The 15,599-nt window shown below is 73.7% G+C and carries 12 protein-coding genes; all 12 read right to left on the bottom strand.

Translation table 11 applies throughout. The features are described 5' to 3' along the window. Positions 1-162: 162 nt before the first annotated feature. The 12 genes from OG519_RS10430 to OG519_RS10375 all read right to left on the bottom strand — a co-directional run bounded on the left by OG519_RS10430 (position 163) and on the right by OG519_RS10375 (position 15,546). Positions 163-567, bottom strand: coding sequence for a globin (locus OG519_RS10430; RefSeq protein ID WP_405581647.1), 405 nt, complete (start codon positions 565-567; stop codon positions 163-165). Positions 568-648: 81 nt separating this feature from the next. Further along, a complete protein-coding gene (locus OG519_RS10425; protein ID WP_405581645.1) occupies positions 649-1,365 on the bottom strand; it encodes an MBL fold metallo-hydrolase in 717 nt (238 codons plus the stop codon). Positions 1,366-1,381: 16 nt separating this feature from the next. Continuing rightward, positions 1,382-2,530, bottom strand: coding sequence for an FHA domain-containing protein (locus OG519_RS10420; RefSeq protein WP_405581643.1), 1,149 nt, complete (start codon positions 2,528-2,530; stop codon positions 1,382-1,384). Positions 2,531-2,548: 18 nt separating this feature from the next. Then, a complete protein-coding gene (locus tag OG519_RS10415) occupies positions 2,549-3,883 on the bottom strand; it encodes a vWA domain-containing protein (protein ID WP_405581641.1) in 1,335 nt (444 codons plus the stop codon). A gap of 128 nt (positions 3,884-4,011) precedes the next feature. Next, positions 4,012-5,292, bottom strand: coding sequence for a protein phosphatase 2C domain-containing protein (locus OG519_RS10410; RefSeq protein ID WP_405581639.1), 1,281 nt, complete (start codon positions 5,290-5,292; stop codon positions 4,012-4,014). A 3-nt stretch (positions 5,293-5,295) separates the two neighbouring features. Continuing rightward, entirely contained in the window at positions 5,296-7,956 is a 2,661-nt protein-coding gene (locus OG519_RS10405) for a tetratricopeptide repeat protein (protein WP_405592614.1), read from the bottom strand. 118 nt (positions 7,957-8,074) lie between these two features. After that, positions 8,075-9,382, bottom strand: coding sequence for a hypothetical protein (locus OG519_RS10400; RefSeq protein WP_405581636.1), 1,308 nt, complete (start codon positions 9,380-9,382; stop codon positions 8,075-8,077). 149 nt (positions 9,383-9,531) lie between these two features. Continuing rightward, positions 9,532-10,554 (bottom strand): glutamate ABC transporter substrate-binding protein, encoded by a 1,023-nt coding sequence (locus tag OG519_RS10395; protein ID WP_405581633.1) that lies wholly within the window; start codon positions 10,552-10,554, stop codon positions 9,532-9,534. Positions 10,555-10,643: 89 nt separating this feature from the next. After that, positions 10,644-12,041 carry a hypothetical protein gene (locus tag OG519_RS10390; protein ID WP_405581631.1) on the bottom strand — a complete coding sequence of 466 codons (1,398 nt, stop codon included), beginning with the start codon at positions 12,039-12,041 and terminating at the stop codon, positions 10,644-10,646. Positions 12,042-12,380: 339 nt separating this feature from the next. Then, positions 12,381-13,394: an N-acetylglucosamine kinase gene (locus OG519_RS10385; RefSeq protein WP_405581628.1), complete on the bottom strand. Its 1,014-nt coding sequence runs from the start codon at positions 13,392-13,394 to the stop codon at positions 12,381-12,383. Further along, the gene (locus OG519_RS10380) at positions 13,385-14,647 is read right to left on the bottom strand and encodes a 6-phospho-beta-glucosidase (protein WP_405581625.1); all 1,263 of its coding nucleotides are present in this window, start codon (positions 14,645-14,647) and stop codon (positions 13,385-13,387) included. The genes OG519_RS10385 and OG519_RS10380 overlap by 10 nt, the downstream gene beginning before the upstream one ends. Continuing rightward, positions 14,644-15,546 (bottom strand): carbohydrate ABC transporter permease, encoded by a 903-nt coding sequence (locus OG519_RS10375; RefSeq protein ID WP_405581622.1) that lies wholly within the window; start codon positions 15,544-15,546, stop codon positions 14,644-14,646. The genes OG519_RS10380 and OG519_RS10375 overlap by 4 nt, the downstream gene beginning before the upstream one ends. Positions 15,547-15,599 lie beyond the last annotated feature (53 nt).

Below are 15,599 nucleotides of genomic sequence, written 5' to 3'. Positions count from 1 at the left end.
TTTACAGGGGGGATGCTCTCAAACGGAAATGATCAGGAAAAGTGGCGGAGAATGTCGCAATGCGATCGTGACCAGCCGGGATGGTGCCCAGGGCGGCCGGAAGGCGGTGCGGAGCGGCCCCGGGAGAGCCGCTCCGGTGCGGGGAAGACTGGCCGGATCCGTTCAGCCGGGAGTGTTCACCATGGACGCCGCAGCGTAGACCAGGTAGTCCCACAACTGCTTCTCGTGCTCGGGCGCCAGCGCCAACTCATCGACCGCGTCCCGCATATGGCGCAGCCAGGCGTCGTGCGCGGCCCGGTCGACGGTGAAGGGAACGTGCCGCATCCGCAGCCGGGGGTGGCCGCGATGGTCGCTGTAGGTGCGGGGGCCGCCCCAGTACTGCATGAGGAAGAGGGTCAGCCGCTCCTCCGCGGGCCCGAGATCCTGCTCCGGGTACATCGCGCGCAGGTCGGGATCGTCCGCGACGCCCTGGTAGAAGCGGTGCACCAGGCGGCGGAACGTCTGCTCGCCGCCGACCTGCTCGTAGAAGGTCGCTTCCGGGGGCGCGCCGTGCGGGATCTCGTTCACCCTTCCATGGTCGCACCGAGCCGCCCGCGCCGGGCCACGAGGTCGGCGGGCGCGGTCGGGCCGGATCAGTCCTCGCGGTTTCTAGCCGCTCGGCGGCTCCCATACGGAGGCGTCGTGGGCGAAGAGCACCCGCCGCGGGTCGAAGGCGAGCAGCCGCTCCGGCCAGGAGTCCGGGGCCGGCAGCGGCGCCGCGGCCCCCTCGGCCACGGCGGTCGCGGCCAGCCGGGACGCGGCGAAGTCGGAGGCCGAGGCGTGGGTCTGGCCGGCCAGGATCACCGTGCCGTCCGGTTCCTCGATCACCAGCGACTGGTGCCCGGCGGTGTGTCCCGGGGTCGGCACGATCCACACACCCGGCCGGATCTCGCTCTCACCGGACAGCTCCTCGTAGCGCGCGCCGGGGAAGCCGACCAGCTCGTCGGGGGTGTGCTCGCCGCCGCGGACCAGCGCCATCTCGGCGGCCTGGGCGAGGATCGGGGTGCCGGGGAAGAGCGGGTTGCCGCCGATGTGGTCGAAGTGCAGGTGGCAGTTGACGACCAGGGAGATGTCGGCCGGTGCCACGCCGGCCGCGGCCAGCGCCGCCCGCAGCGGGCGGCGGTGCGGCCGGTAGTGCGCGTCGGTCTCCGGGTCGGCCGTACCGATGCCGGTGTCGAAGAGCAGCAACTCACCCTGGTGCGCGACGAGATAGGCGAGCGCGGGCTCGACCCGGTGCCGCCCGTCGGCGGTTTCCGAGCCGGGCCGGACGAACCAGCCCAGATCCAGCCTGCGTACCGCGTGCGGCCCGTCGCCGCTGCCGCTCATCGCGGACTCCCGCCGTTCATCGGGCACTTCCGCCGTCGCCGCTCGTCCCGGGCCGCTCCCCGACCCGGGTGAGGGTGATCGTGGTCCACGCCCCCACGTGGACCCGGTCGCCCTCGCCGAGCGGGATCGGGGTGTACGGGCGGATCGGGTCCTCACCGAGGTTGACCGTGGTGCCGTTGGTGGAGTTCTGGTCCACCACCGACCAGGCGCCGTCCGGTTGCCGCACCAGGAGCGCGTGCTTGTGCGAGACCCCGGGGTCCTCCGGCGCCCGCGCCATGTCGATGTCGGGGGCCTCGCCGGTGCTGTGCCGGTGGCGGCCGATGGTGATCTGGTCCCCGGTGAGCGGGAGTTCGACGGCGGGGGAGAAGGAGGGGAAGTACAGGCTCTCCGCCTCGGGGCCGCTGCGGCCCATCATCGCGGTGAAGTAGGCGCGGTCGGCGGTGATCACCGCGACCCAGGCGGTCTTCCGCGCGGCCTCCGGGGGCGTGTTGCGATGCTCGGCGGCGGAATCCCGCTCAGTCACCGGACCCGCCGGACCCGCCGCTTCGGTGGCCGCCGGCTCGGGCGCCGCCACCGGCGTCGACGGCGGGCTGATCAGATAGTCGCCGGACCCGGAGGTGACCGTCACCGACTCCGAGGGCACCGGCTCGGCGGGCCGGTTGATCCGCGACGGGCGTGAGGCCTGCGACTCGTACCGCGGATAGGGCGGGAAGACCGCCGAGGTGGGCGGCACCGGGGTGATCGGCGGCCCCGAAGCGCCGCCCGAAGCGGCCGGGACACCGGAGGTGCCGGAAGAGCCCGACAGGCCGGCGGGGCCCGATGCGCCGACGGGACCCGAAACGACGGGCCCCGCCCGGGTGATGGGCGAACCGGGGGTGATCGTCGGGGCGCTGGTACGGAAGTTCCAGCGGCACTCCTCACAGAAGAGCGCCGCGCCCTCCCGGGGCGTCCCGCACTGCGGGCACAGCTCCGCCGCCCGGGTGGCCGCCGGATCGAAGCCGGGCGGCGAGAGGGAGGCCGGCGGGGTCGAGGCCGGTGAGGACGACGCGCTGGACGACGCCGGGCGGGACCCCTGGGGCGGCGCGGACGGCGGCGCCATCCGCATACCGCAGATCTCGCACCAGTCGTCGGTCGGCGACTGGTGGCCGTTCGGACAAATCGGCATGATGCCGGCTCCCCCCGGTTATTTCTTGACGCGTACGGTCTTCGTGGACCGTGTCTCCAAGGTCATCTCGTCGGCGTCGGCGACCCTCGCCTTCAGCCGCACGGTACCGCTCGCGGCGTCCACCACGTCCACCACCTTCGCCAGCAGCTTGGCGGTGTCCTCGTTGCCCGAGGCGCTCGCCAGCTGCACCGCGCGGCCCAGCTTGGCGGTGGCGCCGTCCATGTCGCCGGACTTGCGGGCCTCCAGGCCCTGCTGGATCACCTGGGCCAGTTCGGCCTGTCCGGTGTAGTGGGCGACCTGCGGATTGATCCGGGTGGAGGCGGCCATGTCGTCGGTCCACACCGCCCGCACCAGGCCCTGGGCGAGCACCCGCGGCGACCCGTCGGGCTGCGGCAGCACCAGCGAGAGCCGCGCCGCCAGCATCTCCTGGCCGACGCCCGCGGCCGGCACCCGGACCGCCACGTGGTAGTCGCGGGACTCGTCGCCCCAGGAACCGGTGGGGTAGTCGCCGGCCCGCGGCCCGGCCTCGCCGCGGCGTCCGGTGAGGTCCGCGACGGTCGGCGCGACCTGCTTGACGAAGGTGATCTCCGAGCCCTGCGGGGTCCACAGCCGCAGCGCCACGTCGGCCACCTCCTTGCCCATCGCCTTCTCCATCATCGCCTGGAAGTCGGCGGCCAGGCCCGCCGGATCGGCCACGATGTCCACCGAGCCGAGCAGCGCCGAGGCGATGCCGGTCAGCTCCTTGACCTCCCAGTCGGTGCCGACGCCCCGGGCGTCACAGGTGAAGGAGCCCGCGCACCGGTCGAGGGCGGCCCGCAGATCCTCGGGCTTCTCGTGCTCGTTGCGCCCGTCGGTGAGCAGGATGCCGTGCCGGATCGAGACCTGGCCGGCGCCCAGCAGCCGGTCGGCGAGCGTCAGCCAGGTGCCGATCGCGGTCCCGCCGCCGGCCGTGAGCTTGCGCAGCGCCTGCTTGGCCTGCGCCCGGGTGGCCGGATCGGCCACCGCCAGGCCGCCGCCCCCGGGATACACCTCACGCGCCTGGTGGGTGCCGGCCACCACCGCGAAGGAGACGCCGTCCCTGAGCGTGTCGATGGCGACCGCGGTGGCGTCCCTGGCGTTGCGCATCTTGGTCGGCGGATACTCCATCGAGCCTGAGCAGTCCACCATGATCACCACGCCCGCGTCGGGCCTGCCGCCAGGACCACCGGCCCCGCGCAGGCCGCCGGTGGTGCCGCCGCCCGTCGAGGTGACCGTGACGATGGCGTTGACGTCACGGCCGCCCTCGTGCAGGTACTCGTTCTGGTACACGTCGACCGAGAACTGCGGCACGTTCGACTTGGAAAGAATGGCCATCGCTACCCCAACACTCCTTTGAGCCCTTGCCCCGCCCGCTCCTACCACCCCAGCCCACCCCGCCCGTCCCGGCAGCCCGGCGACCCGGCAGTCCGGTATCCCGGCGGCCCGGCCTCCCGGACCGCGGGCTAGGCGGGTGGGAATCCTGCCCGTGACACGGTCGCCGGGAACGGCAGCACCGCGACCGTTACGTTGTCGTGGCCGCCGCCGTCCAGCGCCACACCCAGCAGGGTGCGGGCGCTGTGCAGCGGCCGGGTGCGGGCGTCGGCGGGGGTGGCCGCGGCCAGCTCGGCCGCCGACTCCGCGTAGTTCCACAGCCCGTCGGTGCAGACCACGATCACCCCCGGGCCCTGCGGCCGGAAGGCGGCCACATGCGGGTCGACCTCCACCGCGTCGGCGCCGAGCCAGCCGGTGATCGCGTGCGCCCGCTCGTCGGCGTACGCCTCCGCCTCCGTCAGCAGCCCGGCGAGCACCATCCTGGCCGCCCACGAGTCGTCCTCGGTGAGCCGCGACGGCGGCAGGGCGCGGTCGTCGGGGATCCAGTAGGCGCGGCTGTCGCCGATCCAGCCGACGGTGAACACCGCTCCGGTGACCACCGCGCTGACGCAGGTGCAGGCCGGGGCGTTGTGGTGCGGCGGGCCGCCCGGGGCCTCCTCTTCCTCGGCCAGCGCGCTGACCGCGTCGAAGGCGGCCAGCAGCGCGCCGCGCATCGCCTCCTCGGGGCCCGTACCGCGCTCCAGGGCGGCGAGCAGCGACTCACTACCCCGCGTGGCCGCGGCGGCTGAGGCGTCGTCCGGGCGGTACGCGCTGGACACGCCGTCGCAGACCACCGCGGTCACCGCGGGGGTGCCGTCCGGCAGCGAGGCGGTGGCCAGGGCGAAGGCGTCCTCGTTGCGGTGGTGCCGCAGGCCGCGGTCGCTGACGGCCGCCACGCCCTCCAGTTCGAGTTCCTGGTGGTCGCGCCGGCGGGGCTGGGCGTGTCCGCAGTGCTCGCAGTAGCCGTCCCCGTCCACCCCGCCGACCCCGCAGGCGACGCACGTCGCGGCGCCGTCGCCCGCCCCGGCGGCCTCCTGCCGGGGGTCCGCCTGCCCGGCCGCGCCGAGGACCAGGGTGTCGCCTCCGTCGGGGGCGGGCGGCGCGAGCGTGAAGGACCCGGTGGCCACCTCGTCGTCCTGACCCGCGGCGGCCGGCGCCGGTCCGGGCACGGGCACCGGGTCCGGTACGGGTGCCGGTCCGGGCACGGCAAGGTCGACGCCGCACTCCTCGCAGAAGCGGTCGCCCTCCGCCCGCGGCTCGCCGCAGTTGGGGCAGGCGGCCCTGCCCGGGTCGGCCCGTCCGGGGCCACCCTGGCGGGGAACGATCGGCGGAACGGCGGCGGCCGAGGCCGCCGATTCTGGCAGTGGTGGCATCGGCTACACCCACGTCCGGGGGCGGAAGCGGTTGGCGCGCTCCACCAGTTCGATCCTTGCGCTGCCCTGCTGGGCGAGTCTGGCGAGCACCCGGTACGAGCGCTCGAGGCCGAACCGCAGGTCCCGCTCGGTGAGTCGGGCGCCGAGCACCCCGGTGGGCGCTCCCGCGGGCGCCTCGCCGGCGGCCGGCTCCCCGGCCCGGCCGGCCAGCACCCAGTCGAGCGCGCTGCCCAGCACCTCGGTGGCGAGCTGTTCGCGGCGGTCGGAGTCGAGGCCCTGCCGTTGCAGGTCCTCCACCTGGCGGGCGGCGGCGACCAGATCGGGCAGCAGCGGTTCGCTCGGGGAGCGGTCCCGCAGCCGGGCCCTGATCGCCGCCACCCGGGCGGCCGTGTAGTGGATGGACGACTCGGGCACCGACTCCAGCGCGTCCACCGCGCCGGTCCGGTCCCCCGAGCGCAGCAGCACCCGGGCCAGACCGAAGGCGGCGCTCACATAGCTGTGGTCGGTGGTCCACACCAGCCGGTAGTACTCGGCGGCGTTGTCGAGCTGGCCGAGCACCTCGGCGCAGATGCCCAGCGCCAGCTTCGGCGCGGGCTCACCCGGGAAGGCGTCGTAGACCGCGTCGAAGCTGAGCGCGGCCGTCTCGAAGTCGCCGGTGGACAGGGCGGTCAGACCGCGGTGCCACACCACCCGCCAGTCGTCGAGATGGTCGTCGGCGAGCGACTGGAGGACCTGCCGGGCACCTTCGGTGTCGTTCAGCTCCAGCCGGGCCCGCACATCGCGCAGCCGCTTCTCCACCGAGTCCTCCGGCGCCGACCGGAGCGCGGCCACCAGTTCGGCCGGCGCGGCGGCCGAAAGACCGGCGAGGAAGCCGGCGTTGGGGTCGCTCGGGTCCACATGCGGTACGGGCAGGGCGAGTACGGCGGCCGCCTGGTCGAGCCGGGAGACGACGGGCCGGGCCGGGCCCCAGGCACCCGAGGCGGCGGAGTCGCCGTTGGCGCCGGTGCGGGCGGTGATCACCGGCGGCGGCCCGAAAGCCCCCGGGCCGGGGGGAGCCGGCGCGCCCGCCGGGGCGGGCACCGGGGTGCCGGGGGCGGCCGGACCCGCCTTGCCCCGTCCGCGGGCCGCCTTCTCCAGCGCCCGGTCGGCGCCGAGCGCCGACGCGTCACCGGTCACCGGTCGTACCAACTCGGTGTCGACCACCCGCAGTTCCGGCCCGAAGAGGGTGGACAGGGCGGGCCGTGGCCGGCCGGACTCCAGCGCGACGACCTCCCGCAGCACGCCGAGCAACTGGTCGGCCATCTCCTCGGCGGAGCCGAACCGCTTGCCGGGGTCGGGATCGGTGGCCCGGACCAGCAGCCGGTAGAAGGACTCGTAGCGGGAGAACACCTCGATGCCGGCCGGGTCGGGCAGGCTGCTCGAGAAGACGTTGGTGTAGCCCTGGAAGTCGAAGGCCAGCACGGCGAGGGTGCGGGCGACCGTGTAGAGGTCGGAGGCGATCGACGGGCCCACCTCGGCGACTTCGGGCGCCTGGTAGCCGACCGTGCCGTAGATCGCGGACTCGGTGTCGTCCATCCGCCGGACCGCGCCCATGTCGATGAGCTCCAGCCGGTCGCCGGTCTGGATCGCGTTGTCCACCTTGAAGTCGCAGTAGAGCAGGTTGCGGCTGTGCAGATGGCCGAGCGCGTCCAGCGCCTCGATGGCGAAGGCGATGGCCTGCGCGACCGGCAGCGGCTCGCGCCTGCCGTCCGCGCCGCGGCGCTCGTTGGCGATCTCCTTGAGCGATTTGCCGCCGACGTACGCCATCACGATGTAGCCGTCGAGGGTGCCGGTGCGCTGGTCGAGATGCTCGACGAAGTTGTAGATGCGGACGATGTTGGGGTGCTCGATCTCGGCGAGGAAGCGCCGCTCCGACACCGCGGCGGCCAGCGCGTCCTCGTCGCCGGTGTCGAGCAGGCCCTTGAGCACCACCCAGCGGTCGGAGACGGCGCGGTCCACCGCCAGGTAGATCCAGCCCAGGCCGCCGTGCGCCAGGCAGCCCACCACGTCGTACTGGCCGTGCACCACGTCGCCCGGCCGCAGCTTGGGCGTGAAGGAGTACGGGTGGCCGCAGGTGGAGCAGAAGCCCTCGGTACGGCCGGGGCGGTCACCGCGGCTGCGGCCGACGGGCGCCCCGCAGTCGCCCTTGCTGCAGTACCGCTTGCGCTCGGGGACCTCGGGGTTCTCCAGCACCGCGGCGGCCGGGTCGGGCCGCGGCACGGTCGGCACGGACACCAGGCCGGCCCCCAGCTTGCCGCGGGTCGGGCCGCTGCCGGTGCCGCGGCTGCTGCGGACCGACACCGAGCGGCCCGACGCGGCGCCGGTCAGCGACTGCGAGAGCCGCCCGGACACCGAGCGCTTGGACGCCTGCGAGGAGCGGGCGGAACGGGCGGAGTGGGCTGAGGGCGCGGAACGGGCGGAGGGCGCGGACGGCCCGGACCGGGCGGACGGGCCGGACTGGCCGGCGCCCGGGCGCCCGGAGCCGCCGGCCCCGCCCGCGGGCGGCACCGCCTGGCCTGGGGCGCCGGCGACCGCGCCCGCGGCCGGCCGCCCGGACCGTACGCCGGCCGCGGCCGGCACCGGCGCGAGACCGCAGGTGTCGCAGTACACCTCGCCGCCGCCCATGTCTTCCAAGGTCCCGGCGCAGCCGGGCCGTTGGCACTTGCTCACGGTCTCCCCCTCAGCCTTTCCCCGACCCGGTGTGGTGCGTTCCCCCGGTGGCACCGGCCGCCCCCCGGGCCGTTCATCGTGATCCCCCGCCCCGGCCCGGTCCCCACCGGTCGGTCGGGGTGCGCGGGACGCCGATCTCCGCCACCGCCTCCTGGTAGCGCCGCACGGTGCGCTCCGCGGCGGCCAGGTCGCAGGGCGCGCTCCACAGCAGCCGGCGTGCCTGGTCGTACCGCTCGATCAGCAGCGGGTCCTCCGCCATGCCGAGCCGGGCGACCTTCGCCCGGTAGGCGTCGAGCCGCCCGCGCAGCTCGGCGCGGATCGCCAGCGGGGCGGTCACCGCCGTCAACGAGTCGCGGGCGCGCAGCAGTTCCTCGTCCGCGCGCTCCTCCAGGCTGTCCAGCAGCGGCGACAGCCGGTGCCACTGGGTGGTCCTGGCGAACTCCTCGGCGGTGTCGAGCTGTTCGTGCAGCGCCGCGGCCGGACCGCTGACCGCCGGCACATCGGAGGCGAGGATCTTCGACAGCACCTCGACCCGGGCGCCGCGCGCCTCGGTCAGCGTGCGGTCCGCACGGGACAGCACATCGCGCAGCCGTTTCAGCCGGTGCTCGGCGTCGTCCCGTACGTGCAGCACGGCCTCCACCTCGCGGCGGATCTCCTCGAGCCGCCGGCCGGCCTGGTCGTAGCGCGAGGTGTCGGGCCGGCCCGGCGCCGACTCCCCGCGCCAGAAGGCCAGCGGATCGGACACCGTACGGGCCCGCAGCTCGGCCAGCTCCTCGACCAGCGCGTCCAGTTCGTCCCCTGCCGGGTGAGCGCCGGGGCGCACGCCCACCGAGTCGGCCAGCGACCGCACCCGCTGGGTCTCGGCGGCGAGCAGATCTATCCGGGCGGGCAGCGCCGACCACACGGAGTCGGCGGCGGCCACCGTCTCCATCGCCCGGTCGTACCAGCCGTTCATCCGCGCCAGGAGCTGCTCCAGGCTGAACCGCTCGCTGAGCCGGGCCGGGCCGGTGAGCGACCGGGCGTGGTCGGGGACGGCCGCTCCGGTGACGGTGATCCCCTCGCCGTGCAACAGCTCGGTGAGCCGGGCCAGTTCCGTCTGGGTGGGCCAGCGCCGCCGGGCCCGCAGCTCGCGCGCGGTGTTCAGCGCGTCGGTGTACGCCTCGAAGTGCGTCCACAGCGCGGAGACCGCGGCGTCGGTCTCGGCCCAGCGCTCCTTGGTGACGCCGGTGAGTTCGGCGCCTTCGAGCAGCCGGCGCCCCGAGTGGTCCTGGAGGGCCAGCAGCGAGGACTCGATGGCTTCGTGCTCGGCGCCGAGCCGTGCCAGGGCACGGTCGACGTCCTCCCGGCCCATGACCGGACCGGATGCTCCCGCGACCGCCATCACACCCTCTTCCTGTGCTTCCGCCGCCGCGCCCGCCGGCCGCCCGGTACTGGTTGGTCCCCGCCCCGATCCGCCCGTCCCGCCCCGGGCCACCCCGAGCCACTTCGAGCCGTCCCGAGCCGGAGGCCCCTGTTCCCGCCCCCGTCCGGCTACGGCTCCGGCCGGTACACGGGGGCCGGCGGCCCGGTGATGCCCGGCAGGTCCTGGGCGAGCCAGGTGGTGTACGACTTCTGCCAGGCACTGCCGGTACCGCCCGATTCGTACCCGGCCAGTATTCGGTTGACCCTGCGTACCAGATCGGGCGCTCCGAGCTTCATGGCCACACCGTACGGCTCCTGAGTGACCGGTTCACCCACCAGGTGCATCAAAGGATCCTGGGCGGCTTGTCCGGCGGCGAGCGCGTTGTCGGTGAACACCGCGTCGGCCTGGCCGAGTTGGACCCGCACCAGGCAGTCCAACTGGTTGTCGACGATCAGCACCCGGGCGCCGAAACGCCGGGCGTCGGAGGCGCGGGTCCCGTTGCCGGTGTCGGTGAGCTTCGCCAGCCCGGTCGAACCCCGCGCCGCGCAGACCGTCTTGTTCCGGAGGGTGGCGTCGTAACCCTTCACCGGCGAGCCCTCGGGCACGAGGAGCTGCTGTCCGGCGGTGAAGTAGGCGGTTGAGAAGGCGACTTGGGAGAGGCGTTCGCAGGTGACGCTCATGGTGCGCACCACCATGTCGACCTGGTCGTGCTGGATCGCGTAGATGCGCTGGTCGGTGGGGACGGTCAGATACTGCACCTTGGCGTCAGGACCGAGGATGTCCTTGGCGATCGCCTTGACGATGTCGATGTCGAACCCGGCGAGCTGGTGGGTGTTCGGGTCGAGGAAGCCCCACAGATAGCTGTTCTGGTCCACCCCGACCCGCAGCCGGCCGCGCTTGGCGATCGCCCGCACGGCCGCCCCGTCGGTGCTGCCGAGCGCCGGGTCGAGGCTCGCCTCGGGATGCGCGCAGGTCTTCGGCGCGTCGTGGGTGGACGCGTAACGGGCGGGGACCGGGGTGTCCCGCGCCGCCGAGGTCAACCGGCCGCCGAAGCCGCTGTCGTGCAGCGGCGCCACCGCCGAGGTCAGAGCGAGGGCGCAGGCCGCCGCCATCGCCGCCACACCGCCCCAGCCGCGCCAACTGGCCCTCACCGTACGCCCGCCTCCGCCGCCATCGCCGTCGTCGCCGCCATCGCCCCGTCCGCTCCGCCCGCCCTGCCGGCCCGTCCTCATGATGCCGCTCACCGGTACTCCGACAGCCTGCGGGCGATGCCCAGCGCCGCGCCCGCGGCCGCCAGCACCGCGAGCAGCGCCGCGCCGGCCGGCAGCAGCGACAGCGAGCCGCGCCCGTTGTCAGCCGCCTGGCGGAACTCCGTCTGCTCGCGCGCGATCGCCTGCCCGAGGCTCGTGTCCACCTTGTCGAAGCACACTTCGGTGGTGTCGGTGACCACCTGGTGGCTGCTGTTCTCGCCGCCGATCACCTCGGCGACGGCCGTGGTGTAGTCGCCGCCGTTGTCGCTGGCCCGGGCCGCGGTGTGCCGGGCGCGCCAGATCCGCATGCTGTCGATGGCCGCGTTCACCGGCGCGCGTCCTGCCTCGTTGTCGGCGAGCGCCAGTGCCTGGGCCAGCTGGCCGCCCACGCCCTGGGGATCCTGGCCGGCCAGCTTCCGCATCTCGTCCTCGAAGTTCGCCTCGTACTGGCCGCCGGAACCCCGGGCGACCAGCGTCAGGTTCTCGTCGCCGCGCGCCTGGAGGACCCCGATCCGCGCGGTGTTGAGCACCTGCATCGACTTGGCGCCGTGCGTATAGGAGTCGGACAACTGGCCGCGGGCCAGGGTGTGTCCGGCCACCACCCACAGCAGCACCACCGCGCACGCCCCGCTGGCCGCCAGCATGCCCTGGTTGAACACCCGGTGGGTGCGCCGGTAGTGGCGGCGCTGCGCCCACACCAGGGCGACCAGGGCGAGCGCCCCCAGCACCCAGGCCGCCCAGGGCAGCGCCTTGGCGTCGGCGTAGTCCCGGTTCAGCCGCTCGGTCTCGATCAGGTAGAGCCGGTTGGCGGCGGGGAGCATGCCGCTTTGCATCTCGGTGTCGGAGTAGCGCAGATACGCGCCGCCCAGTGGGTAGCCGAGCCGGTTGTCGGCCCGCGCCGTCGCCACCTTGTCGGTGTAGTCGGCCAGTTGGCGGTTGAGCGACGCTATCTGGGCCGCCGCCTCGCCGGATCCCTCGCTGCTCGCCGCGGCCTGGGTGATCAGCCGGGCGGCGGTGGCGATGTCCTGCTGGTAGCGGTCGGTCACGTCCCTCGGCTGCGCCCCGCCGACGAGGAACCCGCCGGTGATGGTCGCGTCCGCGTCGGCCAGCGAGCGGTATATCTCGGCCGCGTCCGCGCTCAACGGGGCGCTGTGGTGCACCACATGGTCGGCGGCGGTGGCCCGGTCGGTGATCTGCCAGGCGGTGACGGCGCCGAAGGCGACGACGAGGACGGAGAGCGCGGCGCCGATCAGCCGCAGCCTGCCCGGTTCCGTGGTCGTGGCGGTCCGGATCCGGTGGGCGTTCTCCGCCCACGCCCGGCGCCGGACCCCGACGGCCCGCGGCCCGGGCGCGCCCGGTCGCGTGCCCTGCGTCGGCGTGTACGTCACATGACCTCCCCCAGCGGACCCGCCTCACGCGGGGTCACCCAGCAGTATGGCGGCCTCGGCCCGCGCGGTTCCAGCGCCTGCGGGGGATCTCCCCGGCCCCCACCAGGTCACACGCGCCCGGCCGGTGGATCGGTTCCCGGCACCGGGCGCCCCGGCCGGCCCGCGGCACCGCGCCCCGCCGCGCCCCGCGCTCCGCCGGGGGGAGGAGGCGTGGCCGGGGGCGCGACGGCCGGGTGCGGTGGTGGCCGCGTGGCGCGGCCGGCCGGCCCCGGTCAGCCGGTCAGCCGGGGCAGGCGGGCATGCAGTCACGTAGGCATGCAGGCATACGGTCTTGCGGCCTCATGCGTAGTGTTCGCGCAGCGTCGCCTGGGCCTCCCGGGGAGCTGAGACATGGTCAAGTCCCAGCAGGGCGGCGCCCAGCACCGGCGGAGCGGTGACCACATGGGCCCGTGCCTTGGGGGCGCGGGCGGCGAGGCGGTCGGTGATGGCGTCCATCAGATACGGATGGCGCGCCGCCATGATGCCGCCGCCGAGGACCACATCGGCCTCCTCGTCCAGCAGGTTGAGCCGGCCGAGCGCCACCGAGGCCAGTGCCACGATCTCCGCGGCCTGCCGGTCCAGCAGCGAGCGGGCCACCGGATCGCCCGCGTCCGAGGTCGCGAAGAGCACCGGCGTCAGCTCGTACCGCCGGGCCGGCTCGATCGTTTCCAGATGCAGCGCCTCGATGAGCGCGTACATCGAGTCCAGGCCGAAGTGCGCGGGCAGCGTGGTGGCGAGCGCGGTGGGTCCGCCCCGGCCGTCCTCGGCGCGGGCGGCGTGGAAGAGGGCCTCCTCCGCCAGGCCGGAGCCACCGCCCCAGTCCCCGGATATCTTGCCGATCGCCGGGAAGCGGGCGGTGCGGCCGTCCGGCAGCATGCCCACGCAGTTGATGCCCGCCCCGCAGACCACCGCGACACCGCGCGGCTCGTCCACACCGGCCCGCAGGATCGCGAAGGTGTCGTTGCGCACCTCGGTGCTGCGCGCCCAGCCCAGGCCGTGCACCGCGGCCGCCAACTGGGCTTCTTCAACCGGCAGATCGGCGTTGGCCAGACAGGCCGAGGTGTGTTCGGCCAGCGGTACGGGCGGCGTCCCTCCGCCCGTCGGAAAACCCGCGTCGGCCGCCGCCCGCTCCACGATGCGGGCGAGGACCGACACGGCGGCCTCGACCCCGACGATCGGCGGCTGGAAGCCACCGCCACGGGCGGCGCCGAGCACCGTGCCGTCGGCGGCGACCAGCGCCACGTCGGTCTTGCTGTTGCCCGCGTCGATGGCGAGGACGCCACCGGGGACGAGCGGCTCCCGGCTCAGGCCCACGCCAAGTGCTCCCGGTTGTGGGCGATCAGACGGTCCGTCAGCGCCTCCGCGTACTCGTACTGGCCGATCAGCGGGTGCGAGAGCAGCGCGGTGAACACCCGGTCCCGTCCGCCGCGCAGCGCCGCCTCCAGCGCCAGGTCCTCGTACGCCGTGACGTTGGCGACCAGGCCCGCGAAGAGCGGCTCCAGCGGTGCGACCGGCAGCGGCCGGGCACCGTCGGCGTCGACCACGGCCGGCACCTCGATCACCGCGTCGTCGGCGAGGAAGGGCAGCGTGCCGTTGTTGTAGGTGTTGACGACCTGTACGTCGCCGGTGCCGCGCAGCAGCGACGAGGCCAGCGCGACCGCCGCCTCCGAGTAGAAGGCGCCGCCCCGCTTGGCGAGTAGCTCCGGCTTCTCGTCGAGCGCGGGATCGCCGTACATCTCCAGCAGCCGCTTCTCCATCGCGGCCACCTGGGAGGCGCGCGACGGAGTGGTCCGCAGCTCGCGCACCACCTCGTCGTGCGCGTAGAAGTACCGCAGGTAGTAGGACGGGACCACACCGAGGCGGTCGAGCACCTCGCGCGGCAGGTGCAGATCCGCGGCGATCTCGTCGGTGTGCTCGGCGAGCAGCTTCGGCAGCACGTTCTCGCCGTCGGGACCGCCGAGCCGCACCCCCCGCTCCCAGGTGAGGTGGTTGAGGCCGACATGGTCCAAGTGGACCTGGCCGGGCGTCACGTCGAGCAGCGCGGCGAACTTCCGCTGGAAGCCGATCGCGACGTTGCACAGCCCGACGGCCTTGTGCCCGGCCTGGAGCAGCGCCCGGGTGACGATGCCGACCGGGTTGGTGAAGTCGATGATCCAGGCGTCTGGGGCGGTCCTGCGTACCCGTTCGGCGATGTCGAGCACCACCGGCACGGTCCGCAGCGCCTTGGCGAGACCGCCGGCCCCGGTGGTCTCCTGGCCGACGCAGCCGCACTCCAGCGGCCATGTCTCGTCCTGGTCGCGGGCCGCCTGGCCGCCGACCCGGAGCTGGAGCAGCACGGCGTCCGCGCCGGCCACTCCCGCCTCCAGGTCGGAGGTGGTGACGATCCTGCCGGGATGCCCCTGCTTGGCGAAGATCCGCCGCGCCAGGCCCCCGACCAGTTCCAGGCGGTCGGCGGCCGGATCGACCAGCACCAGCTCCTCGACCGGCAGGGTGTCGCGCAACCGCGCGAATCCGTCGATGAGTTCAGGTGTGTAGGTGGACCCGCCGCCCACGACTGCCAGTTTCATCCCTTGACTCCAGTCAGGGTCACGCCTTCGATGAAGGCCTTTTGTGCGAAGAAGAAGACCACGATCACCGGGGCCATCACGAGAACGGTGGCCGCCATGGTCAGATTCCAGTTGGTGTGGTGGGCGCCCTTGAAGGACTCCAATCCATAACTGAGGGTCCAGGCCCCGGGGTTGGAGCTGGCGTAGATCTGCGGGCCGAAGTAGTCGTTCCAGCAGTAGAAGAACTGGAAGAGGGCGACAGCGGCGATGGCGGGACGGATCATCGGCACGATGACGGTGAGCAGGGTGCGCAGTTCGCCGCAGCCGTCGACCTTGGCAGCCTCGGTGTACTCCTTGGGGATGGTCAGCAGGAACTGCCGCAGCAGGAAGATGGTGAAGGCGTCGCCGAAGGCCATCGGGATGATCAGCGGCCACAGGCTGCCGTCCATGCCGAGCTGCTTGGTCCAGAACAGGTACATCGGGATGATGACCACCTGGGGCGGCAGCATCATCGTCGAGATCACCAGCACCATGATCAGATTACGGCCGCGGAAGCGGAACTTGGCGAGCGCGTACGCCACCGGCAGCGACGACACGACGGTCAGCACCGTGCCGGCCACCGCGTAGACCAGCGTGTTGCGCCACCAGGTGAGGAAGCCGGGGGTGTCCCAGACGGTGCGGAAGTTGGACCACTCCCAGGTGTGCGGCCACAGGTCGCGGGTGAGCGCCTGGTTGTCGCTCATCACCGCGGTGAGGAAGACGAAGACGAACGGCAGGATGAAGAAGGCCGCGGCCGCGATGCCGAGCGCGTGCACGGCGATCCAGTGCAGGGTCCGCTTGCGCTGGGCGGTCCGCCGGGCGCGGATGTCGAGTCCGGTACGGGATTCGGATACCGGTGTGCTGAGCGTGGCTTGGGTCATTTCGATCAGTCCTCACCTCTCTTGGTCGCCCTTCCTGCTCTCTCCCTTTGCGG

This window comes from Streptomyces sp. NBC_01190 (genome assembly GCF_045039895.1).
Classification (GTDB): Bacteria; Actinomycetota; Actinomycetes; order Streptomycetales; family Streptomycetaceae; genus Actinacidiphila.
The sequence above is the reverse complement of the archived record's forward strand: the minus strand, read 5'-3'. Positions and strand labels throughout refer to the sequence as shown.

Coding starts and splice junctions, on each gene's coding strand:
- OG519_RS10405 (WP_405592614.1), bottom strand. CDS start 7,956: ATGGGCGGCGGCGAGGTGTACTGCGACACCTGCGGTCTCGCGCCGGTG.
- OG519_RS10410 (WP_405581639.1), bottom strand. CDS start 5,292: ATGCCACCACTGCCAGAATCGGCGGCCTCGGCCGCCGCCGTTCCGCCG.
- OG519_RS10420 (WP_405581643.1), bottom strand. CDS start 2,530: ATGCCGATTTGTCCGAACGGCCACCAGTCGCCGACCGACGACTGGTGC.
- OG519_RS10425 (WP_405581645.1), bottom strand. CDS start 1,365: ATGAGCGGCAGCGGCGACGGGCCGCACGCGGTACGCAGGCTGGATCTG.
- OG519_RS10375 (WP_405581622.1), bottom strand. CDS start 15,546: ATGACCCAAGCCACGCTCAGCACACCGGTATCCGAATCCCGTACCGGA.
- OG519_RS10400 (WP_405581636.1), bottom strand. CDS start 9,382: ATGGCGGTCGCGGGAGCATCCGGTCCGGTCATGGGCCGGGAGGACGTC.
- OG519_RS10380 (WP_405581625.1), bottom strand. CDS start 14,647: ATGAAACTGGCAGTCGTGGGCGGCGGGTCCACCTACACACCTGAACTC.
- OG519_RS10415 (WP_405581641.1), bottom strand. CDS start 3,883: ATGGCCATTCTTTCCAAGTCGAACGTGCCGCAGTTCTCGGTCGACGTG.